At 60.9% G+C, this 26,583-nt stretch carries 25 protein-coding genes, 2 rRNA genes and 2 pseudogenes; 15 read left to right on the forward strand and 14 right to left on the reverse strand.

Features of this window, described 5'->3' with window-relative positions; translation table 11 throughout:
• Window positions 1-84: 84 nt before the first annotated feature.
• A complete protein-coding gene (locus B0G69_RS34165; protein WP_121324538.1) occupies window positions 85-840 on the reverse strand; it encodes a hypothetical protein in 756 nt (251 codons plus the stop codon).
• A gap of 356 nt (window positions 841-1,196) precedes the next feature.
• Here B0G69_RS34165 and B0G69_RS34170 point away from each other — a divergent pair, with 356 nt between their 5' ends.
• From B0G69_RS34170 to B0G69_RS42340, 3 genes are all read left to right on the forward strand, one after another.
• Window positions 1,197-2,783 (forward strand): phospholipase D family protein, encoded by a 1,587-nt coding sequence (locus B0G69_RS34170; RefSeq protein ID WP_121325091.1) that lies wholly within the window; start codon window positions 1,197-1,199, stop codon window positions 2,781-2,783.
• 99 nt (window positions 2,784-2,882) lie between these two features.
• Window positions 2,883-3,866: an amidohydrolase family protein gene (locus tag B0G69_RS34175; RefSeq protein ID WP_241991611.1), complete on the forward strand. Its 984-nt coding sequence runs from the start codon at window positions 2,883-2,885 to the stop codon at window positions 3,864-3,866.
• Window positions 3,863-4,006, forward strand: a complete 144-nt coding sequence (locus B0G69_RS42340) for a hypothetical protein (protein WP_241991612.1) — start codon at window positions 3,863-3,865, stop codon at window positions 4,004-4,006. Before B0G69_RS34175 ends, B0G69_RS42340 begins: the two co-directional genes overlap by 4 nt.
• Before the next feature lie 68 nt (window positions 4,007-4,074).
• Here B0G69_RS42340 and B0G69_RS34180 read toward each other — a convergent pair whose 3' ends face one another.
• Together B0G69_RS34180 and B0G69_RS34185 are read right to left on the reverse strand one after the other, a co-directional pair.
• Window positions 4,075-4,584: a hypothetical protein gene (locus B0G69_RS34180; RefSeq protein ID WP_121324539.1), complete on the reverse strand. Its 510-nt coding sequence runs from the start codon at window positions 4,582-4,584 to the stop codon at window positions 4,075-4,077.
• A 200-nt stretch (window positions 4,585-4,784) separates the two neighbouring features.
• On the reverse strand, window positions 4,785-5,165 hold the full coding sequence (locus B0G69_RS34185) for an SHOCT domain-containing protein (protein WP_121324540.1): 381 nt from the start codon (window positions 5,163-5,165) through the stop codon (window positions 4,785-4,787).
• A gap of 507 nt (window positions 5,166-5,672) precedes the next feature.
• On the opposite strand from B0G69_RS34185, the gene B0G69_RS34190 reads away from it, so the two are divergent.
• Window positions 5,673-5,885: a hypothetical protein gene (locus B0G69_RS34190; RefSeq protein ID WP_121324541.1), complete on the forward strand. Its 213-nt coding sequence runs from the start codon at window positions 5,673-5,675 to the stop codon at window positions 5,883-5,885.
• A gap of 115 nt (window positions 5,886-6,000) precedes the next feature.
• Here B0G69_RS34190 and B0G69_RS34195 read toward each other — a convergent pair whose 3' ends face one another.
• The 4 genes and pseudogenes from B0G69_RS34195 to B0G69_RS34210 form a co-directional block, all read right to left on the reverse strand.
• Window positions 6,001-7,653, reverse strand: a complete 1,653-nt coding sequence (locus B0G69_RS34195) for a cyclic nucleotide-binding domain-containing thioredoxin-disulfide reductase (protein WP_121324542.1) — start codon at window positions 7,651-7,653, stop codon at window positions 6,001-6,003.
• 298 nt (window positions 7,654-7,951) lie between these two features.
• Window positions 7,952-8,104: pseudogene (locus B0G69_RS34200) on the reverse strand (FUSC family protein); the annotation flags it as partial.
• A gap of 288 nt (window positions 8,105-8,392) precedes the next feature.
• The gene (locus B0G69_RS34205; RefSeq protein WP_121324543.1) at window positions 8,393-8,596 is read right to left on the reverse strand and encodes a hypothetical protein; all 204 of its coding nucleotides are present in this window, start codon (window positions 8,594-8,596) and stop codon (window positions 8,393-8,395) included.
• A gap of 69 nt (window positions 8,597-8,665) precedes the next feature.
• Window positions 8,666-8,959: a GYD domain-containing protein gene (locus tag B0G69_RS34210; protein WP_121324544.1), complete on the reverse strand. Its 294-nt coding sequence runs from the start codon at window positions 8,957-8,959 to the stop codon at window positions 8,666-8,668.
• Window positions 8,960-9,155: 196 nt separating this feature from the next.
• Between B0G69_RS34210 and B0G69_RS34215 the strand changes: the two genes are divergently transcribed.
• Window positions 9,156-9,857, forward strand: coding sequence for a protein-L-isoaspartate(D-aspartate) O-methyltransferase (locus B0G69_RS34215; RefSeq protein WP_121324545.1), 702 nt, complete (start codon window positions 9,156-9,158; stop codon window positions 9,855-9,857).
• A gap of 11 nt (window positions 9,858-9,868) precedes the next feature.
• On the opposite strand, the gene B0G69_RS42870 is transcribed toward B0G69_RS34215, so the two are convergent.
• The gene (locus B0G69_RS42870) at window positions 9,869-10,780 is read right to left on the reverse strand and encodes a M4 family metallopeptidase (protein ID WP_147440814.1); all 912 of its coding nucleotides are present in this window, start codon (window positions 10,778-10,780) and stop codon (window positions 9,869-9,871) included.
• Window positions 10,781-11,299: 519 nt separating this feature from the next.
• Here B0G69_RS42870 and B0G69_RS34225 point away from each other — a divergent pair.
• Window positions 11,300-12,400, forward strand: a complete 1,101-nt coding sequence (locus tag B0G69_RS34225; protein ID WP_121324547.1) for an NAD(P)-dependent alcohol dehydrogenase — start codon at window positions 11,300-11,302, stop codon at window positions 12,398-12,400.
• Window positions 12,401-12,493: 93 nt separating this feature from the next.
• Here B0G69_RS34225 and tssJ read toward each other — a convergent pair.
• Window positions 12,494-13,104, reverse strand: a pseudogene (gene tssJ, locus B0G69_RS34230) (type VI secretion system lipoprotein TssJ).
• Between the two features lie 217 nt (window positions 13,105-13,321).
• On the opposite strand from tssJ, the gene B0G69_RS42345 reads away from it, so the two are divergent.
• The 9 genes from B0G69_RS42345 (at window position 13,322) to B0G69_RS34270 (ending at window position 19,859) form a co-directional block, all read left to right on the forward strand.
• A complete protein-coding gene (locus B0G69_RS42345; RefSeq protein ID WP_241991613.1) occupies window positions 13,322-13,498 on the forward strand; it encodes a hypothetical protein in 177 nt (58 codons plus the stop codon).
• Window positions 13,499-13,501: 3 nt separating this feature from the next.
• Entirely contained in the window at window positions 13,502-14,062 is a 561-nt protein-coding gene (locus B0G69_RS34235) for a cation transporter (RefSeq protein WP_241991614.1), read from the forward strand.
• Window positions 14,063-14,285: 223 nt separating this feature from the next.
• Complete coding sequence (locus B0G69_RS34240) at window positions 14,286-14,813, forward strand: Na+/H+ antiporter subunit E (RefSeq protein WP_121324548.1); 528 nt, start codon at window positions 14,286-14,288, stop codon at window positions 14,811-14,813.
• A complete protein-coding gene (locus B0G69_RS34245) occupies window positions 14,806-15,066 on the forward strand; it encodes a monovalent cation/H+ antiporter complex subunit F (RefSeq protein ID WP_121324549.1) in 261 nt (86 codons plus the stop codon). Before B0G69_RS34240 ends, B0G69_RS34245 begins: the two co-directional genes overlap by 8 nt.
• A 3-nt stretch (window positions 15,067-15,069) precedes the next feature.
• On the forward strand, window positions 15,070-15,312 hold the full coding sequence (locus tag B0G69_RS34250) for a hydrogenase subunit MbhD domain-containing protein (protein ID WP_121324550.1): 243 nt from the start codon (window positions 15,070-15,072) through the stop codon (window positions 15,310-15,312).
• A 3-nt stretch (window positions 15,313-15,315) separates the two neighbouring features.
• Window positions 15,316-15,660 carry a monovalent cation/H(+) antiporter subunit G gene (gene mnhG, locus B0G69_RS34255; protein ID WP_121324551.1) on the forward strand — a complete coding sequence of 115 codons (345 nt, stop codon included), beginning with the start codon at window positions 15,316-15,318 and terminating at the stop codon, window positions 15,658-15,660.
• A complete protein-coding gene (locus B0G69_RS34260) occupies window positions 15,660-16,379 on the forward strand; it encodes a Na(+)/H(+) antiporter subunit B (protein WP_241991615.1) in 720 nt (239 codons plus the stop codon). Before mnhG ends, B0G69_RS34260 begins: the two co-directional genes overlap by 1 nt.
• A gap of 16 nt (window positions 16,380-16,395) precedes the next feature.
• Complete coding sequence (locus B0G69_RS34265; protein ID WP_121324553.1) at window positions 16,396-16,770, forward strand: cation:proton antiporter subunit C; 375 nt, start codon at window positions 16,396-16,398, stop codon at window positions 16,768-16,770.
• Window positions 16,764-19,859, forward strand: coding sequence for a proton-conducting transporter membrane subunit (locus B0G69_RS34270; protein ID WP_121324554.1), 3,096 nt, complete (start codon window positions 16,764-16,766; stop codon window positions 19,857-19,859). The genes B0G69_RS34265 and B0G69_RS34270 overlap by 7 nt, the downstream gene beginning before the upstream one ends.
• 29 nt (window positions 19,860-19,888) lie before the next feature.
• Here B0G69_RS34270 and B0G69_RS34275 read toward each other — a convergent pair whose 3' ends face one another.
• The 5 genes from B0G69_RS34275 to B0G69_RS34290 form a co-directional block, all read right to left on the reverse strand.
• On the reverse strand, window positions 19,889-20,545 hold the full coding sequence (locus B0G69_RS34275) for an MFS transporter (protein WP_241991616.1): 657 nt from the start codon (window positions 20,543-20,545) through the stop codon (window positions 19,889-19,891).
• A complete protein-coding gene (locus B0G69_RS42350) occupies window positions 20,482-20,799 on the reverse strand; it encodes a hypothetical protein (protein WP_241991709.1) in 318 nt (105 codons plus the stop codon). Before B0G69_RS42350 ends, B0G69_RS34275 begins: the two co-directional genes overlap by 64 nt.
• 381 nt (window positions 20,800-21,180) lie before the next feature.
• A complete protein-coding gene (locus B0G69_RS34280) occupies window positions 21,181-22,872 on the reverse strand; it encodes a Na/Pi cotransporter family protein (protein WP_121324556.1) in 1,692 nt (563 codons plus the stop codon).
• Between the two features lie 484 nt (window positions 22,873-23,356).
• A 5S ribosomal RNA gene (rrf, locus tag B0G69_RS34285) occupies window positions 23,357-23,470 on the reverse strand.
• A 201-nt stretch (window positions 23,471-23,671) separates the two neighbouring features.
• A 23S ribosomal RNA gene (locus tag B0G69_RS34290) occupies window positions 23,672-26,552 on the reverse strand.
• Window positions 26,553-26,583 lie beyond the last annotated feature (31 nt).

Here is a 26,583-nt window from a genome sequence, read left to right on the forward strand (position 1 = left end):
GGCAACGGCTCGGCCATCCGACCTACCGGCCGTTCGACGACCAGACGGTACGGGGTCGATCTCCGGCGCCGCGCGTCACCACGGTCACCACGATCCGGCACGCCACCCACCGGATCGCAGCGACGCGTTCGCGATCAGCAGCAATGCCGCGCCCGCAAAGCCGCTTGCGACGTGCTTGAGCGCATGTCCGGCGACCAGATGATCCGATAGCGCCCACACCTGCCAGTCGAGCGTTTCAAAGACCTTCGCGATCGCATAAAAGATGATCACCAGCCACCAGCCGGACAGCGCATCGACTTTCCGTATGAGGCTCATGCCGATGACGAGCGCGAGTCCGCCGAACTGCAAGATCGCATAGGGCCACAGGCTGTCGAATGCCTGCCAGTAAACCACCGTGCCCACCGAGACGACGACGAGTATCAGCATCTGCACCCAGCCCACGCGCTGTTTGGTCGCCGACGTCCACAGCATCGCCAGAATGCCGGCGAAGACGATCGTCATCGGAAAACGATCCCACACGAGGGTCGCGTCCGTCGGCATCTCGTGATAGTAGGCCGAGCCGAATGCCGTCAGGATCAGCCCGAGGGACGCCACCAGCATCCCGGGAAATTGCGCGGGCTGACGCGACGCATGCCGTATCACCCAGAGAAGATTGAGCAGACCGGCTACCAGAATGACGAGGTTCGACAGCACGTCCGACGCGTTGTGAAGCACGCCTATCGAGCGCTCGTCGGCGAAGTGATGATAAGAAGCCGGCTGCGACAGAGGCCAAACGGCTTGCAGCGCCGTGCCAATCGCGAACAGCAGAACACTGCCAAACAGCAATCGGGATACCTTCACTTGCGCGACTCCTGATTGTGCAAACCGCGCGATTGATCTCTCGCCACGCGGCGCCCGAGCGGAGCCAGGGTTGCTCCCCGTTCGAATTTTCGCGACCCGCCGATACCATCAGGCAAACCGATTTCCGCAACCGGAAGACTGCCCCGCGAATATCGGCAATCTTCCAGACATAGTATTCTGATCGCACAATGCAACGTACGGGGTTCGCCTCGAGCCTTCATAACCGTCCCCGCATCGGCCGGTGATCAGCGGTAAATCGTCGTTGCGATATTGCCATGTTTGCACGGCTCGCGTAATGGCTTGCCTGATTGTAAAACCAGACGGACGACAATGGCCTGAAGGACACTATGGATCGTATGCGAGCGCTGAGACACCACCCGTTTCACGCAATCCGTCGATCGATTGGCGGGATTTCAGCGTTGCTGCTATGCGCAAGCCTGCTGACCGGCTGCGCGTTGCCATCGCTCGAGAACCGTACCGAGTCGACTTCGTTGACGCCCGCGCAGGCCGCCTCCACCGATCTCGGCCGCGCCGTCGGGCCCGCGCTCGCGACACACGCCGGCCTGGCAGGCATCTACCCGCTCTCCGATGCGCATATGGCGTTTGCCGCGCGTATGGACCTCATCCGTTCGGCGCAACGCACGCTGGATATCCAGTACTACATCTGGCGCAACGACCTGACCGGCACACTGCTGCTCGAAGAAATCCACGAGGCCGCCGACCGTGGCGTGCGCGTGCGGCTGCTGCTCGATGATCTCGGCATTGCCTCTTCGCTCGACCCGACGCTCGCGGCGCTCGAAGCGCACCCGAACATCGAGGTCCGCCTGTTCAATCCGTTCGTCGTGCGTAAGCCCAAATTCATCGGCTTCCTGACGGATTTTCCGCGCGCCAATCGGCGCATGCACAACAAGTCACTGACCGCGGACAGCACGGCGACGATACTCGGCGGCCGCAATATCGGCGACGAGTACTTCGACGCCACCGACGGCATCGTCTTCTCCGACCTCGACGTATTGGCGGTCGGACCCGCCGCCGCCGATGTCGCGCGGGACTTCGACCGCTATTGGGCCAGCGGGTCGTCCTATCCCGTCGAGCGGATTCTGCCGCAGGCAAGCGCCGATCAGCTCGACGTGCTCGCGAGCAAAGCGCAGGCCATCGAGCGAGACCCCGCGGCCGAAGCCTATATGGAAGCGTTGCGCGGTCCGCACGTCATACAGAAGATGTTGGACAAAACGTTGCCGTTCGACTGGGCCACGACGCACATGATCAGCGACGACCCGGCGAAAGGCCTGCGCAACGCGCCGCCGGAGGCGCTCATTTCGCATCAGATGCGGGAAGTGCTCGGCGATCCCACCCGGGAAATCGACGTCGTGTCGCCCTATTTCGTGCCGGCCACGACCGGCACGCAGTACCTGACCGGCCTCGCCGAGAAGGGCATCACCGTGCGCGTGCTGACGAATGCGCTCGAAGCGACCGACGTCGCCGCGGTTCACTCCGGCTACGCGAAGCGGCGCGTCGAACTGCTTAAAGGCGGGGTTCGCCTGTATGAATTGCGTCGTTTGCCGGGCGGTCATCACAAGAAGGAGCAGTCGCCGGGTCCGTTCGGCAGTTCCGGGTCGAGTCTGCACGCGAAGACTTTCGTGGTGGACGCGCAGCGGGTGTTCGTGGGGTCGTTCAACTTCGACCCGCGCTCCGCCTATCTGAATACGGAATTGGGCCTCGTGATCGACAGCCCGGAACTTGCCAGCCAGATCGAGGCGACTTTCCTCGCGTATGTGCCGCAAGTCGCCTATTCGGTGCAGCTCGATCCGAATGGCAAGATCTTCTGGATCGAGCGAAACGGCGACACGGAAATCCGGCACGACACGGAACCCAATACGACATGGTACGGGCGAATGGGTATCTGGATGCTGTCGATTCTTCCAATCGAGTCGCTTCTATAAGCCTTTAATGGGAGGGGCAATGGGGGGCCTCCAATAAGGGGTTCTGATGATCGGGCTTTCAGTTTCTGAATAATCGCATCAGCGCAGGTCTTACGCGGCGTGGCTTTGTCGCCCGGCATGGCCGCCTCCGCGCTGATGCTCATTTTGCCGACACTCGCGAGTGCGCAGACCGCGCCTCCACCTGCCAATCCAACACGGCCTATTCTCTTCACGAATTTCCGGCTATTCGACGGAAAAGCCACCACATTGCGTGACGGGCTCTTTCTGCTCGTGGACGGCAATCGCATTCGCACGCTGACTCAGAGCAAACCTGCCGTTCCCGACGGCACCCAGGTGATCGACTGCGGCGGCCGGGTCGTGATGCCGGGCCTGATCGACATGCACTGGCATACGATCATCGCCGCATTGCCGCTGCCGGTCGTGCTGAGCGCCGATATCGCCTACGTGCATCTCGCCGCAAGCGCCGAAGCCGAGCGTACGCTGATGCGCGGCTTCACCACGGTGCGCGATGCGGGCGGCCCGGCGTTTGCGTTGAAACAGGCCATCGACGAGGGCCTCATCTCGGGTCCGCGCATTTATCCTTCCGGGGCGATGATCACCACCACCGGCGGTCACGGCGATTTCCGCTCGTTGACGGACCTGCCGAGATCGGGCGCCAGGATCAGCAGCTCCGAGCAGACCGGGGGCAGCATCGTCGCAGATAGCGCCGATGAAGTTCGCCTACGCGTGCGCGAGCAGTTCCTGCAAGGCGCATCGCAGATCAAACTGGTGGGCAGTGGCGGTGTCTCCACCCCTCGCAGTCCGCTGGACATGCTCACTTTCACGGAGCCTCAATTGCGCGCGGCCGTCGAAACCGCCGCGGATTGGGGCACCTATGTGATGGTGCATGCGTATGTGTCGCATGCAGTCCAGCGAGCAATCGCGACGGGTGCCCAGTGTATCGAGCACGCCCATCTGATGGACGATGCGACGGCGAGTCTGATGGCGAAGAACGGCACCTGGTTGAGCATTCAGCCATTCGTCAGCGAAGAAGACACGGTCTCTCCGGTCCACGCAATCCGTATCCGGGCAAGCTGGGGGTGATCGAAGAAGGCGCGTTTGCCGACCTGCTGCTGGTCGACGGCAATCCGGTCGAGAACCTGGCGCTCGTCGCCGATCCGGCCAGGAACCTGCTCGTCATCATGAAGGACGGGAAAATCTATAAGAACATCCTCAACGCGTGAGAACTCGCCAATTGCGCGGCAGTCTTTGGCGCAATTGGCGAGACCTGCTTTACCGAAGCAATCAGTGATCAGAACCGCCGGAAGTCCCGGTCACGCAGAGGATCTGGCGTGCGTAGCGTTTCACGCAACACGCCGCCGGTGTCGAACGAGAAGTTGAACATCAGATGCGTGATGTTGTTCTCCACGTAGCGATACGACCACACTTCCCGTTGTGACAGACGGAAAAATGCGGTCTGCGCGGGCTGACCGAAATTGATCAGTACGTCTTCACGTGTCCATTTGCCGATCACTGCGCGATTGAATTCGCTGATCTGCAATACCTGGCGCACGTTCACGATCTGGCCGGATGAATCGATGTCGGCAGCGACTGTCGTCGTGCCCATCGGTTGGGTCGGCCACATGAGACGGCGGCCGCCGTCCGGCAATTGATGGATTTCGCGCGGCGGTCCCATGCGGGCAATGATCGCAGACTGATCCTGGCCCGCATGAAATTGCTGCCACGGCTGTACGCACGCTGCCAGCGTCAACGTCAACGTCAGCGCCGCGACGCAGATCACCGCCGCGCGACGCAAAGGCATGGATCGTGGCGCCGTCAGGGCGACGCAATCGACAACGCGAGCAGAGCGGGTGAGCATGGATTCCTCCAGTTACGTCGCGTAGTGCATTGAATGCACCTGAAATCTCAGCGTCGCCGATTTCATTCGCACGTCACCTTCACGCCGTACCCGTGTTTCGAGGTGGCGCCATTGGCAAAGCTCGAAGCCTGGGGTATCGCCGATTACTGCACCAGCCGCGCTCGCAGGCGCGCGTGCTCCTCTGCCGAAATCGATCCCGCCGCTTTCAGCCGGTCGAGTTTTTCCAGTTCGTCCGCGGCACTGAAGCCCACCACCTGACGCAGGTCTTCGCGAGCCTGTTTGGCGCGCGCCTGATCGCGCTCGGCCATGCCCCGGCCTTGTGTCAACAGATAAGCGAATATGCCGATATAAGGCAAGACGATAAGCAGGATGACCCAGCCGACTTTCCCTAAACCGGAGACATCACTGCGGCGGAACAGATCGCCCGATACCGTGATGAGCAACCAGAACCACAGGATAAACATGAAAATGGAAAAGACGTCGGCCAGAAAATTCGGGAATGTAAAACCACCGTTAAAAAGCATTTCTCGTTCTCCAGTCATTCGAATTACGATTGAAAGGCATAACAGCTATCCACGTATGGTCGCTCGCTATGGACGGCTTACACGGTCGGCACAGTAGCGCTGGCAATTTACCATGAGAGCAGGTCAATTGTTCAGGTCTTTCTCGACGAACGGTATGAACTGCGCGGGTGGTCGAGACAACAGGTGGAAGCCGCTCGCTGGTTTTTCAGCAGATATTCCATGGAGATCGAGTGCGAGCAGCCGGGAGGCATTGCGGCGCACTGGGTCGACGGGGCGTAACGATATGCGCGTTTCATATTCGTCCTCCGGTTCTCTCGGTTTGATGCCTACCCGTTTAAACTTTATAACTTATGTCGGTAGGATGACGCGATAATTTTTTAGAGGCACGAGTACATTACGTCGCTGCTGTGAATGCCGATGAGGCCAGTTGAACTCGCCTACGCAGATACGCGCATACTTCCTGACGTGGTGCACCGCGATTAAGCATCGCACTGCGAGCCGCTATCAATGAACATCTTCGATGTACAGAAGATCGACTTTCTTAACCATATCTTCGATCGCGTACGTTTTCCCTATCGAACCGACATCGCCTACCGCTCATCGAACCTGTTTTTCGGCGTGATCGTGGACGCGAGCGTGTCGGCTCAGGCGATCGACGCTCTCAGCAGCGATAATTTTGGGTACATAAATCAGGAGTTCGAATGGGCCGGTGCTGTCTGAGATGACAACGTCAAAAAAGCGCGCAGGGGCCCGGGCGTTTAATCGGCGTTCGGAATAACACACAGCAAACAGGTCCGAAGCGCGTAGCCGTTGCACTGAAAGTGCCGGCTCGCCACTATCCGGCGTCGTTCTGCAGATACTTATGAGCGAACGCAATCGCCATACTGCCCTCACCCACCGCGGACGCAACGCGTTTAACCGGACTCAGCCGCACGTCGCCGCAGGCAAACACACCCGGCACACTCGATTCGAGCAAATAGGGATCGCGGCTTTGAGACCAGCGTCCGGCCTTCACGACATCGTCGCCGGTGAGCACATAGCCGCGCGCATCGCGTGCGATTCCCTCGGGCAACCAATCGGTCTGCGCATCGGCGCCAATGAACACGAACAACCCGCCGCAATCGTGCCGGCTCACTTCTGCGCTGAGCGCATCGCGCACATCGATCGCCGCCAGATGCGTATCGCCGTACGCGCCGACAACTTCCGACCGCAATTGCACCTTCACGTTGGACTTGCCGCGAAGCTGCTCGACAAGGTAGCGCGACATGCTCTTCTCGAGCAAATCGCCGCGCAGAACCAGCGTCACCATGCGCGCGTGATTGGCGAAATACAAAGCAGCCTGGCCGGCCGAGTTGCCCCCGCCAATCAGATAAACGTCGAGCCCGTGCGTAGCGCTCGCTTCGCTGCGTGACGCACCGTAGTAAATGCCTTTGCCGATGAAGCGGTCGAAGCCATCGATCATCAGACGCCGCCACGTCACGCCGGTCGCGAGAATGATCGTCTTCGCGCGAATCACGTCACCGCCGTCGAGATGAACGTGGCGATTGTCGACATCAATTCGGGCCACCGAGCGCGTCACCAGAATCTCGGCGCCGAGGCGCCTCGCCTGCTGCAATGCACGGCTTGCGAGTTCGTCGCCGGACACGCCGTTCGGAAAACCCAGGTAATTTTCGATACGCGACGATGTCCCCGCCTGCCCGCCCGGCGCTTCGCGCTCCAGCACCACCGTGCGCAGGCCCTCGGACGCGCCGTACACCGCCGCGGCAAGACCGGCCGGCCCGCCGCCGATGATCATCGTGTCGTATTCGGCGAGGCGGGGCTGCGTTTGCAGGCCCAGCAACTCCGCCAGCTCGCGTGTCGCGGGCCGCTTCAGCACGGTGCCGTCGACCAGCCGCAGCGCGGGACTGTCCTCTTCTGCCGGAATGGGCCCCGGCCAGCGCGCCGCCAGCTCGGGCGCGTCCGCCGCGATCCAGTCGTAGCTGATCTGGTTGCGGGCAAGAAACTGACGCAGCGCCGTGCAGGCGCCGTCCCAGCGGCTGCCGACCATCGTCACGCGGATCTTGGGCGGTTCGGCCGAAAGACCCTGCAAACCGCCGATGCGCTCGCGTGCGAGCGCGCCCATCTTCAGCGCAACGTCGGGCGACGCAGCGGCCAGCTGATAGTAGCGCTGCGCGTCCACACGCATCACACGCGAGGGCTCCGCTGCCCGATAGGCACCCGGAAACGGCGAACTCAGCGCGAGCGGCACTTCGCCGAAGAGGGTGCCCGGCAAGCGCCAGCCGAGCGTGCGCTCGACGCCGTCGAAAGTCTTGATGACTTCCATCTTGCCCGCGAGAACGACATACAGCGCGCGCTCGCCGCCTTCATGAACCGCGAACTCGCCCGCGCACAGATGGAGATCGGCGCACGTGTGCGCGAGATCCGCCAGTTCGTCGTCGTCGAGGGTGGCGAACAGAGGCACGGTGCGGATGTCGTCGAGGGTCAGCATGGTTTCGTCCAACGGGCAAGTGAAGTGAAGCCCGGACCTGGTGATGGGTCCGCAGGGGGCACGACGCCGTAAAACTCCCCTACCGATACTGGCGGACTAATTATGTGACCGCACACCGCAAGCAACGTCGGGCGGCAGACCGGCGCAGTATAGAACGTTCGAACGAGCATCGTCCGCCACGCCATAGCGTTGCCGGTATTTTTCAATGCACGCGGGGTTTCGAGATTCACCGCGTGTCCGGCGGCGCGACAAACCTTGGCCGATCGCCACAAACCATCGCTACCTTCGCGCCAACTCGTCAGGATCGCAAAGGAAAGACCAGTTTCGCTGCTGCCAGCCCGAGCGCGCCGCCAAGGAGCGTCTCCCATGCGCGTGCGGCAAGCAGCGGAATCGAATGCTCATCGCCGATCGCCAACGTCACGATCAGCGTGAAGGCGAATGCGCCGGAGGCGGTGACGAGCCGCAGCCCCTTGATCCGGCGATGCGTACCGGGATCGACCTGTTCCAGCCACGTGACGGCCGATCCGAAGGCCGTGAATTTGCAGCCGGTATGAGCCGGTCTGGCCCGGATGCAATCGCACGACGTGCTGTTCGGGTGGTCCGCGCTGCCCGGCCGTTCGTTATCCTCGGGGATCAATTTTTGATTCACGGCAGGCGTGTACATCGAATGGAAGTACTCGCGCGGCCCAACGTCCGAGTCATACGCGCTTCAGCCGTCAGGCGAAAGCGGCTCGCGAGCCTAATGATCCACAGCCAGCGCTTTCAGACGGGCCTCGCCCGCGTCTTTCGCGGCGGCGCGCGTTTCGTACGTGTCGTCCGATACGAGCGAGCGTTTCACCTCACGGCTCTTGAAGTCGACCAGTGTAATCACCCACACATACGCGCCAGTCTGCTCGGCTGTTTGTACGAAAGCCTGCACGTCGCTTTTGTTGTCCGCATTCATCTTGATCTCCGAAGAGGGTCACGCGAGAACAGATTGCACAGAACGCCAATCCCTGTGCCAGACGGCTAATTATGGGAGCCTACCAATAATCGAACCGATTTCGTCTTTGGTGAAGGCGCGCATTGTCTGCGTGCGGACATTGCCCGCCGAGCCCAACGCCAGGCCGAAAGCGGTGAAGCCCTGTTCGTCGGCGGCATCGATGACCGTGACAATGTCATATTCGCCCAACGTCCAGTAGATCTCTTTCATTTCGCAGCCAAAGCCTTTCGCCATTTCCGCCACCTGCGCCGCCCGCTGCGGGCTGTTCTTGATCGCGCGGATGCCCTGATCCGTAAACTGCGCCAAAACCACGTATTTCAGCATGATGATTCCCCTTACGATTGACACGTGTTGGGACTCGGACGCGCGAGCGGCACCGCAAACGCCACGTTCGGTTTTTGTCGTGCCGTTCTGCGCGTAAACTGATTCTAGGCAATCCCGTTGCCTGCCACGCGCCATTTGTCTGTATTCGACGAGGTGCCGGCATGCGATGCGCGCCTGCTGCAATACGGAGGTGGCTATGACCGACTTCAACGAGGCCCGCGAGCGGATGGTCCAATGGCAGATCGTCCGCCGCGGCATTTGCAATCCGCGTGTCCTGGCGGCGATGCGGCGTGTGCCTCGCGAAGAATTCGTCGCCGCCGAGCTGCGGGAATTCGCGTACGAAGACACGCCGCTGCCCATTGGCAACGAGCAGACCATCTCGCAGCCGGCCATCGTCGCGGCGATGATCGAGGCCGTCGACCTGCGCCCCGGCGAGCGGGTTCTCGATGTCGGCACCGGTTCGGGCTATGCCGCCGCGGTCGCCGCGGTGATCGCCGGCCAGGTGTATTCGATCGAACGCCATGCCGGACTGGTCGAATCGGCTCGGGAAATCCTGCGCAGACTGGGGATCTCGAATGTGACCGTGCATCAGGGCGACGGCACGATGGGTCTCGCCGAATATGCGCCGTATGACGCGATCATTGCGGCGGCGGGCGGCCCGCATGTCCCTCAGGCGTGGTGCGGGCAACTCACGGTCGGCGGACGGATCGTCATGCCCGTTGGGCGCGATCCGCATTGTCAGCGGCTGATCAAAGTCGTGCGGCGCAGTGAACAGGACTATGAAAGAAGCTGGCTCGGCGAAGTCAGGTTCGTGCCGCTGGTCGGTGAGGATGGGTGGCCAGTGGAGGATTGCGGGGCGCGTGCAGGGGACGAAATACTGCCAGGGGAAAATAGATGACCCGGCGTCAGCTACCGCGGATTCCTGTCCCGCAATGGCGCTCCCAGCCCAACCGGCCAAACAATTCCGGCCGCCAGAAAACCCTTCTCGACCGCTTTCATCTTCTGTGCGAGCGCCGCCGCGCTGTCCTTGCGAAACAGCGACCGTGTCGCCTGCACAACCGCTCTGCGGCTATCCGCGAACTGGGAAGTACGCGGCAGATGCACGGTCAGCGCGATATAGAAAATCGCAGCAAGCTGCGCGGGCGTAAACAGGTACTTTCCGTTCGCGCTGGCGTTCATGATCTTATAAGCGGCGAAATTATGAATCCCGCTATTGTCATGAACCCATCCGTAATCATTGCGCTCATAAGTGTACGGCGGCGGCACCGGACGGTACTCGCTCATCTTCTTCGGCTGCCTATGCAGCGCGGGATTGGACAAACTGCGCAGCGCGGTGCCCGGTCTGTCGAAACCCACCCCCACCTTCCAAACCCATTTTCTTAGCGGCTTGGAGAGGTTCGCAATGACGATTCCGAAGATGTCCGAGTACGACTCGTTCAACGCACCCGACTGCGTCCGATACTCCAGCCGCGACGTGCTTGGCGAGAAAGCCCTGCACGCGCTACCCGGCGTCGCCGACGAGCGTGCGACCGGCGATGCGCTCGGCCGGACCGGGGTCGGACGCGATGCATAGCAGTTTCGCCGATCCGTCGAGCCGGCCCCGGTAGAAAATCGGCCCCCAGTCGTGCCAGAAGTGTTGGCGAGCCTCGCCCAGATCGGGACAGGCGGCGAATTGCTGCGCAAAGGCGGTCCGGTGGACCTGCGTCGAACTCGATCATCTGGCGCCTCCTCACCGGAGCGTTTCAGTGCGCCGCGCTCAAGGACGACGCGGCGGCGTTCACTCGTATCGTCGAGGTGATATCGCGTCGTCGACAGGGCCATGCGTCAAAAATTATCTCTTTGGCATAAAGGGAATACGGCTTCTCCAAGATCGGGAAAGTCGTTCCGTCGTCTCGACAATTCGGGGCATTGACATTCAGGATAGCGGACTATCGTGCGTGCGATTCCGCCATGCCGTATCAAGGATAGGCAAAAGAATCGAGGTCACCAGTTAGGCTTTACCGACGTCAATGGATGATCATGCCATGTGGATTCGTGTTTCTCCGATCGAGTGCCGATACCCGCTGCCGACGCGCGATCAGCACACCGGCGAACGAAAGAAGCGCCAGACAATGCGTTCACGCGCTCCTTGATCTGGCGCAAGCATTTCACCCTTCGCCGTGCTCTTCGCCACGCAAAGCAGGCACTATTCCTGGCGGAGTAAGATGCAATCGCGGCTACGTCGATGGAAAAGTAGCGAATAGCTGCGCCGTGTTCGCAAGTCGCATCCATGCGTTCAAGTAAGTGCCAAAGTGCGGGCACTCTTGAGATGCTGTTGCCCCCAACCGGAAGGAGACATTCATGACTGCCATGATGAAAGCCGCCGTATTCGTCGAACCGGGCCGTATCGAACTCGCCGACAAACCCATGCCCGACGTGGGCGCCAACGACGCGCTCGTACGCATCACCACCACCACGATCTGCGGCACCGACGTGCACATTCTGAAGGGCGAATATCCGGTCGCCAAGGGGCTGACGGTCGGCCACGAGCCAGTCGGCGTGATCGAAAAACTCGGCAGTGCGGTGCGGGGCTATCAGGAAGGCCAGCGCGTGATTGCCGGGGCCATTTGCCCCAACTTCAATTCATACGCGGCGCAAGACGGCGTCGCGTCGCAAGACGGCAGCTACCTGATCGCCGCAGGCCTGTGCGGTTGCCACGGTTACAAGGCGACGGCGGGGTGGCGTTTTGGCAACATGATCGACGGCACCCAGGCCGAATACGTACTCGTGCCCGACGCGCAAGCCAACCTCGCGCCGATCCCCGATGGTTTGACCGACGAGCAGGTGTTGATGTGTCCCGACATCATGTCCACCGGCTTCAAGGGCGCGGAGAACGCCAACATCCGGATAGGCGATACGGTGGCCGTATTCGCGCAAGGTCCCATCGGCCTGTGCGCCACGGCGGGCGCGCGGCTGCTCGGTGCCACCACCATCATCGCGGTGGACGGCAACGATCACCGCCTCGACATGGCCCGCAGGATGGGCGCCGACGTCACGCTGAACTTCAAGAACTGCGATGTGGTGGACGAGATCATGAAGCTCACGGGCGGGCGCGGCGTCGATTCGTCGATCGAAGCACTCGGGACGCAGGGCACGTTCGAATCTTCGCTGCGTATTCTCAAGCCGGGCGGTACGCTGTCGAGTCTTGGCGTGTACTCATCCGACCTGACGATTCCGCTCGGTGCCTTCGCGGCCGGTCTCGGCGACCACAAGATCAACACCGCGCTTTGCCCTGGCGGAAAAGAGCGCATGAGACGTCTGATGAACGTGGTGGAGTCCGGACGTGTCGAGCTTGGCCCGCTGGTCACCCACCACTACAAGCTGGACGATATCGTCGCCGCGTACGATCTGTTTGCGAATCAGCGGGACGGCGTGCTGAAGGTGGCTATCAAGCCGCATTGAGCGGAACGCGGGCGCATGCAGGGTTGTGGCGCCGCGCGCAGGGCGCCACGTCACGACCCGCTGCGCAATTCGCACTCGAGCGATCCACCCCGCTCAGCCCGCCTGCGTCCCATGCCCCATGACCGCCGCGGGCTTCGGCTTCGGCGGGTTCGGCACGCTTTCCAGCGGCGCGTTGCGCCTGATCGTGTCACCCGTCGCGCCGACGAGCGTCAGCGTGTTGTCGCGCGCCTCGATCTTCACCGGATCGGTCTTCTTCCATTGCTTCTTCGGAATCACGAGCTTCCACGTCGCGTCCTTGCCCGCGTCGCGAAAAAACGCGACCACGCCAACATATTCCGCATCACCGTTCATCGGCTCGCTCACGCTCGCGCTTGCATCGGGACGCAACACGATATCTTTTGTCGCCAGCAGATCGGCCTTCAGGGTGTCGAGATCGTTCGTCTGCAAATGCCGATAGTCGAGTTGCTGGAACGTCAGCGGCGTCTTCAGTTGGTAGATTCGCACCACCGTCGACAACGATTGTGCCGCGCCATTGACATTCAACGAGGCCCGGCTGACGCGGCCCACGTTCATGGTTTTCACCTGCGTCGTAATCGCCATTTCGCGGCATCCACCGTGCTGTCCGTCACTGCCTGTCCCACTCCGCACCCTGTGATGGTCACGAGGGCGCACACCGAAACGCCGGTTCGAAGCTGTCGCATCATCCTGTTGATCCTCTAGTCTTGCCTGTTCATTGATCGCTGTCCCAATGCGCGGGCCAGTGTTTGCGTCAGTGCGCGTCGGGCACCTGACGAGTGTGTCGCGCGCTCTGCCGCCCGTCCACTCCCCCAGTTGCACGCGCGTGACCGTGGCGACAGCCGCGCCGGTGCGCGAAGTCGGTAACTGCGTCTTAAATCCCAGACTGACCTGAGCGGAATTCAATTGCTGCGCCGGCATCAGTTCCGGGCTGACGTGCATTTCCAGATGCGCGCGCTCTGGCATATCGAACCGCTGGTGCTGACCTTCAACCGCAGCCTGTTAGCGGTCCTGCGCTTTTACGCGTTCCTCAATGCGATCAAGGGCATGCTCGAAGGCGGCCATGAGCTGGAGTTCGGGTAGGGCATGTTCTACGCCATAGCGGTCAGCATCTTCTGCTTCTTCATGTTCTTCAGACAGCGCCGCCTGAACCGCACCATCGAATCCGAACTGATCGGCCTCGACACCCAGAGCTGGCTGATGTCGGCGAGCATCAGCGCCGCGCTGTTGCTCGCCTTCCCGATTGCATGGATTCTCGAAGGCACGCGTTACCGGCATATCACGCCGTATATCGACCCGGGTGTGCTGGCTCTCCTGACGCTGATCCTGATACCGATGCCTATCGTTACGGTAATCGGCGCGGTCAAGGAAGTACTGCTCATTACCCCGCAAGACCTGGACCTCACGCTGCGCGAGCTGATGCAAAAACTAACGTCGGACTATGGCTTCGTGTCGTACTCGCACTATGCGACGCGCGTTGGCCGAGGCCTGTTCGTCGAGGTTCACGTCGTGCTGCCCGAGATCATGGAACACGCGGGCATCCGTCAACTCGACCAGATCCGGGACAGGATCTCGCACGCGATCGGCGAGTCGGGCCCCGACCGCTGGCTGACCGTGGCGTTCACACGCGACCCACGCTGGCTTTAAGCGCCCGCCCGCGCGCTTTTCATCGACGGCGTGAAAGCGCCCATCTGCTCCGTGGGCGCGGCCTTAAAGACGTCAAACCGTCTTTTTGGAGCGCTAGACTTGCTCATCCGACATCGAAACCACGCCACCAGGCCAAAAATCCAGGCGCGGCGAGCGCCCCAGTTGCTTTGCCCCAGGTTGTCACCTAGAATTTTTGCTAGCGCCCTCTTTGGAACCTGAAGACGTGGCTTCGAACAGCGGAAAACCGGTGTCGTCGTTTGTTCCTCAGGGCATGGTCGGCCTGTGGGTCGTCCTGTTCGTCATCTGGATGATCGCCAATGCGTCGCTTGCCGTCGAGCCGGCACTCGTTGGCGCCGCTATCACCTTCGTCGTGGCCCACGCCTTTGCCTCATCCAGCGAAGCCTGGAGCCGGCTGCGCCTGACACCTCGCGCGCTCTATCACTTTCTCGCGTATAGCGGTACCTTCCTCGTCGAACTGGTGCGCGCCAATCTCAACATGATGGCGTATGTGTACTCCCCGCATATCGACATCAAACCCGGCATCGTCAAGGTTCGCACCCGTCTGCAAACGCCGTTGGGCCGCCTCGCGCTGACCAATTCGATCGCGCTCACGCCGGGTTCGCTCGTCATGGATATTCGGGGCGACGTACTGTTCGTCCACTGGCTCGACGTCAAGACCACCGACATCGACGAGGCCACTCAGGCACTGGTCATGCCTTTCGAAAAGCATCTGGAGAAGGTCTTTGGCTGAGATCATGCTCCAGATCGCCACGGTACTGATCTTCTTCGCGATCCTGTTCGGCGTGATTCGCCTCGTGCTCGGCAAGACGCTCGTCGACCGGGTCGTCGCCATCGACATGCTCACCGTCATCTCGATCTCGCTGATCGCGCTGTATGCCCAGGTGTCCGGCCGTTTCGTCTATATCGATGTCGCGCTCGTCTATGGGTTGCTGAGCTTTCTGGCCGTTCTCGCGATTGCTCGCTTTCTGGAAAGGGGGCTGTGAACCGTGCTCGAACTGCTCGTCCTGCTGGTATGCGCGAGTATTCTCGTAAGCGGCGTGCTGGCTGTCTGCCTGAAGAATCTCATGGCCGCGATGGTGAGCTCGGGACTGGCGAGCCTGTTCGCCGCGGTGGCCTTCCTGCTGCTCGCCGCGCCCGACGTGGCGATGGCCGAAGCCGCGATCGGCTCGGGGCTCGCGACGTTCATCTTCCTCTACGCGATTCGCAAAACCGGCTATGAGAAGGGCTGACGCATGATCGAACTGATCGGCAGCGCGGTCATTCTGGCGGGCGCTGTCTTCCTGTTCTCCGCCGGTCTCGGCCTGCTGCGCATGCCGGATGCCTATACCCGCATCCAGGCCGGCACCAAGGCATCGACGCTCGGCAACATGCTGGTGCTGCTCGGGCTCGCCTTCTATCATCCAGGCTGGACCTTCAGGCTGATCCTCGTCGCCTATTTCGTGCTGGTGACCAACCCGGTGTCTTCGCACGCGTTGTCGCGCGCGGCGTGGCTGATTCGCACGCCGATGAGTTCGTCCACGATGACCGACGCGCTCGCCGCAGATGAACAGCGCGACGGCGGGGAAAAGGAAGCGTGATGCGCCGCGTGTTCGTCCTGCTGACGGTCGCGCTGTTCGCGCTGATCTTCTGGCGCATCGTCGGCGGCTATAGCGAGTTGCAGGCGCTTCGGCCGCTGGCCGAACACTATGTCGTGCAGGGGCCGATCGAACTCGGCGCGCCGAACATCGTCACTGGCATTCTGATCACATACCGCGGCTTCGATACGCTCGGCGAAGTGGCCGTACTGTTCATGGTCGCGGCAAGCGTCGGCCTGCTTCTGAAAGGCGAAAGCACTCACGCGCAAGCCTGCGCAGAACCCGGACCCGCATCCGATGAAGAGCACGACGCCCCGCGCCGGCCGGCCGGCGAGATCGTGCGCACCGGCGCTCAGGTCCTGCTGCCGATGATCCTCACCTTCGGCGCCTACGTCATCGTCAATGGCCACCTTTCCGCCGGCGGCGGCTTTCAGGGCGGCGCCATCGTCGCGTCCGGCGTCATGCTCATGCTGCTCGCGCGGCCGGGCGCCGCGCTGAATGTCGCGCTGCTGAGCGTCGTCGAGTCGTTTGCGGGCGTGATCTACGTGTTCATCGGTATTCTGGGTCTGGTGCTGGCGGGCGGTTTTCTCGACCCCCGCTTCCTGCCGCGCGGCGAGTTCGGCGCCTTCTTCAGCGCCGGCGCCATTCCGCTGATCTCCGCATTGCTCGGCGTCAAGGTCGGCGCGGAGCTGAGCGTCATCATCGACCGGTTCAGAAGCTGAGCAAGGAGAACGGCGCATGACCACGGGCCTACCGGTTTCGACCATCCTGCTGATCACCGGATTCTGTCTCTCGCTGATCGGCATGTGGGGGATGCTGACCCAGCGCAACATTTTGCGCATCATCATCGGCTTCGCGCTGATCGACACGGGGCTGCACATCGTGATGGTCGCGACCGGCTATGTCACGGGCGGCACCGCGCCGATCATCGACGCGGCGTTAAGCAAGGCCGACGCCGCGCGGCGCGCGATCGATCCGATTCCGTCGGCGCTCGTGGTCACCGCGATCGTGATCGGCCTGTCGGTCACGGCCGTCATGCTGGCGTTCGCGATCCGCCTCTACGCGGCCAAAAAGACGCTCTCCATCGACGCCTTCACCGAGTCGAAATGGTAGCCGCGCTGTTTCATCCGCTGCACATCTTCATTCTCGGCCTGGGCGGCGGCTTCGTCATTCCGTTGCTCTACCGGCTCGGCAAGCCGTGGTTGACCGGCGGCTTCTTCGTCGCGCTCGGCGGCATCGTGCTGGTGAGCGGCGTGTCGTTCTTCGGCCTGCTCGACGGCGGCCAGACGATCGATGTGCTCACGGCGGGCGCATTGCCGCCGGTGTCGATCAACCTGCGCTTCGGTGTATGGGAAGGCTTCTTCGCGCTCAGCGTCAACGTGGTGGCGCTGCTCGGCGCGCTGCAGTTGTGGGATCGTCTGCGCGGCAACTACGCGGCGCTGCTGCTGTATCTGATCCTCGTGATGGGCATCGACGGCATGGTGATGACCCGCGACCTGTTCAATCTCTTCGTATTCCTCGAGATCGTTTCCATAGCCACCTACGGGCTGCTCGGACTTGATCGTACGCCCATCGCGCTGGCCGCCGCGTTCAAGTACATCATCGCGACAGTCATCGCATCGACCTTCTTCCTGCTCGGTACGGTGCTGCTCTACTACGTCGCCGGCACGCTGAACATCGACGACCTGATCGCGCTGCGCGCCGATCTCAACGGCCCGATCGCCGTCACGGCGTTGCTGCTCGTGTTCGCCTGCCTCATCATCGAACTCAAGCCGTTTCCGGCGAACGGCTGGGGGCTCGACGTCTACGAGACCGCCCCAAGCGGCATCGCGGCGATGATTTCGGTCGGCGTCTCGGCCGGCGTGTTCTTCGCGCTGCTCAAACTATTGCCGCTCTTCGAAAACCAGCTCGGCCTGATTGCCGTGTCCGGCGGCGTCACGTTCCTGTTTTCCAATCTGCTGGCGCTCAGACAGAAGAAGCCGCAGCGGGTGCTCGGCTATTCGTCGATCGGACAGATGGGACTGTTGATGCTCGCGCTCGCGCTGCTGCACCAGGTCGGCGCCGACAGGTCGATCCCGCTGGTGGTCGGCGGCCTGTTCATCAATCATCTGTTCGCCAAGGCGGGATTGTTCTGGCTCATCGGCATTCTCCGGCGGCACGGCACCGATGCACGCGCGATCCTGTCGCGCAGTCCGCTGCTGATCGGTCTGCTCGGCCTCTTCATGGTGGCGATCGCCGGCCTGCCGCCCTTCCCCGGCTTCTGGGCGAAATGGGAACTGGTCATGCAGTTGACCATCGCCGGCAAGCCCTACTGGATCGTGCTGATCCTGACCGGCTCGCTGCTCGAAGCGGCCTACATGTTTCACTGGTTCGTACGTGCGTTGCGTCCATCCGAAGTCGAGACCGCGGACGGCCCCGATCTGGTCGCGCTGCTGCCGCTGTTCGGCGTTGCCGTTCTGCTGATTGCCGCGGGTTACGCCGGCGCTTCGTTCGCGGGCGCGGGATCGGCATGGCTGTTCTCGCCGTTGCTTGCGGGCGCGTCGTTCTATGCCGGCGATCGTCTGCCGGGCCGGCTCAAGGGCGTGTTGACGCTGATTGCCGTTGCGCTGGTGGGCTCGTGGCTCGCCGAAGACGCGCACGGCATTGCGGCGCTGTTTGCATGGCTGCTGCTGGGCGGCAGCCTGGTCATCGCGGCCGCGAGCCTCTATCGCAGCGACGTCCGCGCCGGCTTCTATCCGATGCTGGTGGTGCTGCTGCTGTCGATTCCGGCGCTGCTGCGCGCCACGACGACGCTCGAATTCTTTTATAGCTGGGAGATCGTGACGCTGTCGTCCTGCTTCCTGATCGCGAAATGCCGCAGCGCAGGACCGCATGTGCTGGCCTTCCTGCTGTTTTCGCTGCTGTCGGCGTTCTTTCTGCTGGCCGGTTTCGCCGCCGTTGCCGCGCTCGACGGCAGTATCGAACTCGCCGCGCTCGTCAGATCGGGCCCGGACGCAAGCCGCGCGTTCGTGCTGCTGGCAACCGGCTTTCTCATCAAGGCGGGCGCGCTCGGCGTGCATGTGTGGCTGCCGGGCGCATACACGGAAGCCGAGGACGACGTCACCGCGATGCTGTCGGCCGTCGTCAGCAAGGTGGCGATGGTCGGCCTGCTGGTCGGCACCTATCTGACGATACGCTCTGAGGTCGGACTGGAACTCGCACACGTGATGGCGTGGATCGGCATGCTGACGACGCTCGCGGGCGCGCTGATGGCGCTGCGCCAGAATGATTTCAAGCGCCTGCTCGCGTTTTCCAGCATGAGCCAGCTCGGCTATATCGTCACCGCGATTGCGCTGATGAGCCACCTCGGCTGGGTCACGGCGCTCTATCTGGTCGCCAACCACATGCTGGTGAAGGGCATTCTGTTCCTCGCGCTGGCGGGCGTCATCCTGCGCATCGACACGCACAACTTCGCCGAGGCGGGCGGTCTCGCCCGCGCGATGCCGTTCACGTTCACGATGGTGGTGATCGCGCTGGTCTCGATGTCGGGCTTGCCGCCGCTGATGGGCTTTGGCGGCAAATGGTTGCTGCTGAGCGCGATGACGGACAAGGGCTGGTACGGACTGGCCATCTGCGGGCTGATGGCGACGTTCGTCGGCTTTCTCTACATGATCCGCTTGGTCAGCGGCCTGTTCCTCGGGCCGCGACGGGTGGAGCAGGCGAACGTCAGCGAAGCGCCGCTCATGCTGCTCGTGCCGCAGTTCGTTCTGGTGATCGGCATCGTGGTGCTGTCCTTCTTCCCGAAGCTCCTGATCGAACCCGTGTCGGCGGCGATCGATCCGCAGTTCGCGTCGACGCTGGTGTGGGAAGGCATGTCGCTGGAGAGCATCTACGGCTTCTGGAACCCGACGCCCGTCGTCCTCGTGGTGCTCGCCGTGGCCGCCGTGCTGTTCGCGCTTTTCGTGCTGTTCTATCGCAGCCGGCAGCGGGCAAACGACAACGTCCCTGGGTTCTTCAGGTTCTATCGGCCGATACTCGCACGCACGGTGCCGCCGTTCGCGCTGATGTTCTGGCGCGGCGTCTCGCATGTCGCGCTCGCGGCAGCGGGAAGGATACGGCGGGTCTATACCGGCAACGGGCAGACTTACGCGCTCTATGTGCTTGGGTATTTCCTCGTGCTTTATTTCGCGAGTACGGGGTTCGGGGCGGGGTTGGCGCGGTAGCGCTGGTGACGTACCGCGCGCGTCGCGGCTCACGCGTCGGCGGTGGCCGTCGTTTCGGTCGCAATCTCGTCGAGCGTTTTGCCGCCCGTTTCCATCGCGAATGCGCCGATCACTATCGAGCCGGCCAGCGAGACGAACGCGAAGTAGCCGAACACCGCCTCGACACTCAGATACGTCAGCAGCGCGCCGATAATCATCGGCCCCATCACCGACGAGATCCGCGTCACCGCCGAAGCCGCACCGGCCCCGCGGGCGCGCATCCGGGTCGGATAGACCTCGGGCGCATAGACATAGATCCCGCATTGCACGATCGCGATCAGCGCGACGCTGATCGACGCCAGCACCGACACCTGTTCAGCCGGCACGCGCGTGCCCGCGAACGCGAGATACAGCATCGGAATCGCGGCGCCCAGAAACGCAATCGCAAAGGTCTTCTTGCGGCCGAGCCGGTCGATCACGAAGATGCCCACGAGCGTGCCGATCAGCGTCGCGATCATGCTCAGCATGCCGTAACGCAGTGCGACGTTCAACGGCAAGTGATACACGGTCCGATAGAGAGAGGGTAACCACACCAGAATGCCGTACGTGGTCAAGCTGCCGCAACAGGTCATCAACCAGACCACTAGCGTACGCGCGGCGAAACCCCGCTGAAATAGCGCACGAAACGATTCCTTCTTGTGATCCACAGCCGTCTGGACGACACGGCGACATCGCGGGATTGATCGATCGGATTCAGAACCAGTGGGGCGAAGCGTTCTGGGATGCGTTCGTTGCCCGCTGCTTTCACACCGTACCTGCATCGCCTTTGCTGGAACACGTACGCGGCTATCCTGCCCAGCTGCGGCAAAGTGCGGTGGTCGAAGCGCTTCGCAGCCAGCACTCGACGGATTTCGTTCCCTTTTTGTCGACGCTGCCGAGCGTACCGGTCGCTATTGTTCATGGACGGCACGACCCCGCACGTACGCTGGCTCATGCGCGGGAATGGTTAGCGGCATTTCCGATGCCACGCTGCACGTACTGGACACAGGGCATACGTCCTGCGCGGAAGATCCGGTGGGCTTTTCTGCTGTCTTGCGCGCAACCGCCTACGAAGCGCACGCGACGCGTTGACGTTGACGGGCGCGCAATTTCCATCGCGGGACGGTCCCCAGATCGCGAGCAATCAAGAGGACGCCGAATAAAATGGACCTCAAGCCAAGATGCGCTTTAGCGCAGCGATAGCGGTGTCGTTTTCTGCATCACAATCGGCTCTCGCTTAGCCCCCCAGAGGGTATGGCAAGAGTTTTCGCCCTAGTTGGGCGCGACTCTATCTCCCGATACGCTACCTGCACTCTTCCGCGCTCTTCGCCAACGCTCTTGCGAACTGCGCAATCTGTCTGCCGTGTTCGATCAGGTCCATCGCCAGCCGGAAGGCCAGTACATCGGTTCTGTCCGCAAGTTGCAGCTTGGCAAGCACGACCTGGCGCGCCGCTGCCGCCATCTGTTCGATCTCGGCCCTCGCCGCGATGACCTCTGCTGCTTCGTTCGTGTAGGACTCGTCGATCGAGCGGACCGCTTGGACGAGATTGCGCATCACGGTGTCGGTAAATTGCGTTGTGGCGGGATCGCGCAAACGCGTGAGGTCGATCTGATGCGTCAACCTTTGCTGGCTGACCGACACCAGATTGGTCCCGACAATCCTACTGATGCTTTCCAGGGTGGACACGATCTGCGTGAATGCGACCATCCGCTGACCTTCGTCCTCCGAGTGTTCCACCTGCGACAGGTGGCCAATATAGTGAAGAATCTCCGATGCCAACCGGTCGGCTTCCTTGTCCCGGTCCAGCAGAAGGTTGATCTCTTCGATCGTCCCGTTCGAGACGACCTGGGTGCCGCGTCGAACGATGTCCAGCACCTCCTGCCCCAACCGCGTCAATTCGATGCGCACCCGCTGCAAGCCGACCGACGGCACCGTCAGCGACGATTTGTCGAGATAGAGCGGGTCCCCTGCCCGTTTGACCTCCTGCGCCCGCTTCGGCACGAGGAACTCGGCAAGCCGCGCAATCGGACCGGTGAACCAGATCAGGATCAACGTGCTTGCCACGCTGAATATCGTATGAGCGTTGGCAACCTGGCGCGGCGTCTCGGCCGCCAGTCTCGCCACGCCCTGCAACTCGGGATAGGACGGTGACACGTGCCGCACCATGTCCGCCATCTGCGGGATAAAGAAAACCCAGATCAGCACGCCCAGAATATTGAAGATCAGATGCACCATGCCGACCTGGACCGCCTCGGGATTTTTTCCGATCGATGCGAGCAGCGCCGTTCCGCATGTGCCCACTTTTGCGCCCAGAATCACCGCGATGCCAACTTCGAGCGGCATCAGCCCTTGGGCTCCCAAAGCGATCACGATGGCGAGGGTTGCTGCGGAGCTTTGAACGATCGCGGTAAAGATCGCGCCCACCAGAATGCCGACCAGCGGGTTCTCCATGTCCTGCATCGCGTCGATGAATGGCTGGAACGTGCGCAGCGGACGCGTCGCGTCACCCATCAACTGGATCCCAAGGAACAGCAGGCCCAGTCCGAGGACCACGCGGCCAATCTGCCGCAGCAGTTCGCGCTGGCCGAATGCATGCAGGACAAAGCCGATCGCGAGCATGAACGACGTTAGCTTCGATACGTCGAAAGCGATGATCTGCGCGGTGACTGTCGAGCCGATATTGGCGCCCATGATCATCGGCACAGATTGGGTCAGCGTCATCAGGCCGGAAGAAACGAAGCCGACCATGAGGACCGTGGTGATGGTCGACGAATTCAGCAACGCGGTGACGACGGCGCCGGCCAGCACGCCGCGAATGCGGCTCGCGGTCAGCATACCCAACAGCGCCTGCAGTCTCGATCCGGCGATCGCCTTCAGGCCGCCGGTCATGAACTCGAGACCGAGAAGGAAAAGAGCAAGACCTCCGATCAACAGTCCGAATATCTGCACGAGATTCAGGCTGTTGGGATCCATTCCCGCAGTGTAAGGAGTCATCTTGCTGTTCCTTTTGTCATGACGCACATTCATGCAAAGAACCACTGGCGGACGGCTTCCCTGTCCGTCTTCTCTTTCGGCTTACACGACGGATCGCTGCTTGCGGTTCCAGGCGTTTTGCCAATGACGCAAGAGCACGGACGACATGGGCTTACCTGGTAAGTGGATGGATTCGGTCCCAACCCGGTAAAGCGATGCCGCGCAACGAAGCGTTCGCGAGTTGCAGGGGCATTTTCACACACCCCCGAAGGGATGCGCTTATTCGGGCTTGCTTGCGCCTGAGGCGCCAGGTCGAATGAGTGCGATCGGATGTGCGGTGATGAGAGTCGCTGAAGGATTTTTGAGATGCGTATCGAAGTACAAGTCAGCGATATGAGGCCCTCGCGCTTCGCGATGGAGCCCGCTTGTTCGTTCAAGTCAGATTAAGGCCCGTAAACGCAGAAACCCCACCTTTTCGGGGTGGGGTTTCTGTTGCTGCTGGGGAGCCTGACGATTACCTACTTTCACACGGGCAATCCGCACTATCATCGGCGTGGAGTCGTTTCACGGTCCTGTTCGGGATGGGAAGGGGTGGGACCGACTCGCTATGGTCATCAGGCATGACTTGTTGTCGTGTCGCCTCTGGGGGCAACACAACCAATCGGGAAGAAGTAGTGTCTGGTGATGCTCACCAGAGGAGGCGGGCTGTGTTGTTCGAGGCACAACACTGATCTCAACCTGGGTGTCTGTTACCCCTTTCGGGGGTGGGATGTCCATAAGTGCTGAAGCACTGACGGTCATCGCAAAACACACCTGTTATAGGATCAAGCCTTACGGGCAATTAGTATCAGTTAGCTTAACGCATTACTGCGCTTATACACCTGACCTATCAACGTCCTGGTCTTGAACGACCCTTCAAGGGGCTCGAAGCCCCGGGGATATCTCATCTTAAGGCGAGTTTCCCGCTTAGATGCTTTCAGCGGTTATCTCTTCCGAACATAGCTACCCGGCGATGCCACTGGCGTGACAACCGGTACACCAGAGGTTCGTCCACTCCGGTCCTCTCGTACTAGGAGCAGCCCCCTTCAAATATCCAGCGCCCACGGCAGATAGGGACCAAACTGTCTCACGACGTTTTAAACCCAGCTCACGTACCTCTTTAAATGGCGAACAGCCATACCCTTGGGACCGGCTACAGCCCCAGGATGAGATGAGCCGACATCGAGGTGCCAAACACCGCCGTCGATATGAACTCTTGGGCGGTATCAGCCTGTTATCCCCAGAGTACCTTTTATCCGTTGAGCGATGGCCCTTCCATACAGAACCACCGGATCACTATGACCTGCTTTCGCACCTGCTCGACTTGTCGGTCTCGCAGTTAAGCACGCTTATGCCATTGCACTATCAGCACGATTTCCGACCGTACCTAGCGTACCTTCGTACTCCTCCGTTACACTTTGGGAGGAGACCGCCCCAGTCAAACTGCCTACCATGCACTGTCCCCGACCCGGATCACGGGCCAAGGTTAGAACCTCAAACAGACCAGGGTGGTATTTCAAGGTCGGCTCCACGCAGACTGGCGTCCACGCTTCACAGCCTCCCACCTATCCTACACAGACCGGTTCAAAGTCCAATGCAAAGCTACAGTAAAGGTTCATGGGGTCTTTCCGTCTAGCCGCGGGGAGATTGCATCATCACAAACACTTCAACTTCGCTGAGTCTCGGGAGGAGACAGTGTGGCCATCGTTACGCCATTCGTGCAGGTCGGAACTTACCCGACAAGGAATTTCGCTACCTTAGGACCGTTATAGTTACGGCCGCCGTTTACCGGGACTTCAATCAGGAGCTTGCACCCCATCATTTAATCTTCCGGCACCGGGCAGGCGTCACACCCTATACGTCCACTTTCGTGTTTGCAGAGTGCTGTGTTTTTATTAAACAGTCGCAGCCACCAGTTTATTGCAACCCCTTCACCCTTCTGGCGCAGGCCAGTCAGGCTACCGGGGCGTACCTTATCCCGAAGTTACGGTACCAATTTGCCGAGTTCCTTCTCCCGAGTTCTCTCAAGCGCCTTAGAATACTCATCTCGCCCACCTGTGTCGGTTTGCGGTACGGTCCTGTTAAACTGAAGCTTAGAGGCTTTTCTTGGAACCACTTCCAGTTGCTTCTTCACCGAAGTGAATGGCCTCGCACCCTTGAATTCCGCGCCCGGATTTGCCAAAGCGCCTTCTCCAATGCAAGGACCGGGACTTCCAACACCCGGACAACCTTCCGCGATCCGTCCCCCCATCGCATTTAACAATGGTGCAGGAATATTAACCTGCTTCCCATCAGCTACGCATTTCTGCCTCGCCTTAGGGGCCGACTCACCCTACGCCGATGAACGTTGCGTAGGAAACCTTGGGCTTACGGCGAGGGGGCCTTTCACCCCCTTTATCGCTACTCATGTCAGCATTCGCACTTCCGATACCTCCAGCACACTTTCCAGTGCACCTTCGCAGGCTTACGGAACGCTCTCCTACCATGCACATAAATGTGCATCCGCAGCTTCGGTATATTGCTTAGCCCCGTTACATCTTCCGCGCAGGACGACTCGATCAGTGAGCTATTACGCTTTCTTTAAAGGATGGCTGCTTCTAAGCCAACCTCCTGACTGTTTTAGCCTTCCCACTTCGTTTCCCACTTAGCAATATTTGGGGACCTTAGCTGGCGGTCTGGGTTGTTTCCCTCTTGACACCGGACGTTAGCACCCGATGTCTGTCTCCCGTGATTGCACTCTTCGGTATTCGGAGTTTGCTATGGCGTAGTAATCCGCAATGGACCCCACAACCATGACAGTGCTCTACCCCCGAAGGTGATACACGAGGCACTACCTAAATAGTTTTCGGAGAGAACCAGCTATTTCCAGGTTTGTTTAGCCTTTCACCCCTATCCACAGCTCATCCCCTAACTTTTCAACGTTAGTGGGTTCGGACCTCCAGTACGTGTTACCGCACCTTCATCCTGGCCATGGATAGATCACCTGGTTTCGGGTCTACACCCAGCGACTGAACGCCCTGTTCGGACTCGCTTTCGCTACGCCTGCCCTAATCGGTTAAGCTTGCCACTGAATGTAAGTCGCTGACCCATTATACAAAAGGTACGCCGTCACCCCCTTGCGAAGGCTCCGACTGTTTGTATGCATGCGGTTTCAGGATCTGTTTCACTCCCCTCCCGGGGTTCTTTTCGCCTTTCCCTCACGGTACTGGTTCACTATCGGTCGATCACGAGTATTTAGCCTTGGAGGATGGTCCCCCCATCTTCAGACAGGATTTCACGTGTCCCGCCCTACTTCTCGTACACCCAGTTCTTCCTCGCTGTTTTCGCTTACGGGGCTATCACCCGCTATGGCAGCACTTTCCAGAGCCTTCAGCTAACAGTGAAGATAAAGAGTACAGGCTGGTCCCATTTCGCTCGCCACTACTCTGGGAATCTCGGTTGATTTCTTTTCCTGCGGTTACTTAGATGTTTCAGTTCACCGCGTTCGCTTCGCATGACCTATGGATTCAGTCATGGATACTCCATTCGGAGTGGGTTTCCCCATTCGGACATCTTCGGATCAAAGCTCGTTTGCCAGCTCCCCGAAGCTTTTCGCAGGCTACCGCGTCCTTCATCGCCTGTGATCGCCAAGGCATCCACCACATGCACTTGTTCGCTTGACCCTATAACGGGTGTGTCTTGCGGCCCGCGTTA

Source organism: Paraburkholderia sp. RAU2J, assembly GCF_003634845.1.
Lineage (GTDB): Bacteria > Pseudomonadota > Gammaproteobacteria > Burkholderiales > Burkholderiaceae > Paraburkholderia > Paraburkholderia fynbosensis.

What these genes read in the sequence shown, in the direction of transcription:
- B0G69_RS34170 (WP_121325091.1), top strand. Translation starts at nt 1,197, where the DNA reads ATGCGAGCGCTGAGACACCACCCGTTTCACGCAATCCGTCGATCGATT.
- B0G69_RS34180 (WP_121324539.1), bottom strand. Translation starts at nt 4,584, where the DNA reads ATGCCTTTGCGTCGCGCGGCGGTGATCTGCGTCGCGGCGCTGACGTTG.
- B0G69_RS34185 (WP_121324540.1), bottom strand. Translation starts at nt 5,165, where the DNA reads ATGCTTTTTAACGGTGGTTTTACATTCCCGAATTTTCTGGCCGACGTC.
- B0G69_RS34190 (WP_121324541.1), top strand. Translation starts at nt 5,673, where the DNA reads ATGAACATCTTCGATGTACAGAAGATCGACTTTCTTAACCATATCTTC.
- B0G69_RS34195 (WP_121324542.1), bottom strand. Translation starts at nt 7,653, where the DNA reads ATGCTGACCCTCGACGACATCCGCACCGTGCCTCTGTTCGCCACCCTC.
- B0G69_RS34205 (WP_121324543.1), bottom strand. Translation starts at nt 8,596, where the DNA reads ATGAATGCGGACAACAAAAGCGACGTGCAGGCTTTCGTACAAACAGCC.
- B0G69_RS34210 (WP_121324544.1), bottom strand. Translation starts at nt 8,959, where the DNA reads ATGCTGAAATACGTGGTTTTGGCGCAGTTTACGGATCAGGGCATCCGC.
- B0G69_RS34215 (WP_121324545.1), top strand. Translation starts at nt 9,156, where the DNA reads ATGACCGACTTCAACGAGGCCCGCGAGCGGATGGTCCAATGGCAGATC.
- B0G69_RS42870 (WP_147440814.1), bottom strand. Translation starts at nt 10,780, where the DNA reads ATGGCCCTGTCGACGACGCGATATCACCTCGACGATACGAGTGAACGC.
- B0G69_RS34225 (WP_121324547.1), top strand. Translation starts at nt 11,300, where the DNA reads ATGACTGCCATGATGAAAGCCGCCGTATTCGTCGAACCGGGCCGTATC.
- B0G69_RS34235 (WP_241991614.1), top strand. Translation starts at nt 13,502, where the DNA reads ATGTTCTACGCCATAGCGGTCAGCATCTTCTGCTTCTTCATGTTCTTC.
- mnhG (WP_121324551.1), top strand. Translation starts at nt 15,316, where the DNA reads ATGATCGAACTGATCGGCAGCGCGGTCATTCTGGCGGGCGCTGTCTTC.
- B0G69_RS34260 (WP_241991615.1), top strand. Translation starts at nt 15,660, where the DNA reads ATGCGCCGCGTGTTCGTCCTGCTGACGGTCGCGCTGTTCGCGCTGATC.
- B0G69_RS34265 (WP_121324553.1), top strand. Translation starts at nt 16,396, where the DNA reads ATGACCACGGGCCTACCGGTTTCGACCATCCTGCTGATCACCGGATTC.
- B0G69_RS34270 (WP_121324554.1), top strand. Translation starts at nt 16,764, where the DNA reads ATGGTAGCCGCGCTGTTTCATCCGCTGCACATCTTCATTCTCGGCCTG.
- B0G69_RS42350 (WP_241991709.1), bottom strand. Translation starts at nt 20,799, where the DNA reads ATGAACAATAGCGACCGGTACGCTCGGCAGCGTCGACAAAAAGGGAAC.
- B0G69_RS34280 (WP_121324556.1), bottom strand. Translation starts at nt 22,872, where the DNA reads ATGACTCCTTACACTGCGGGAATGGATCCCAACAGCCTGAATCTCGTG.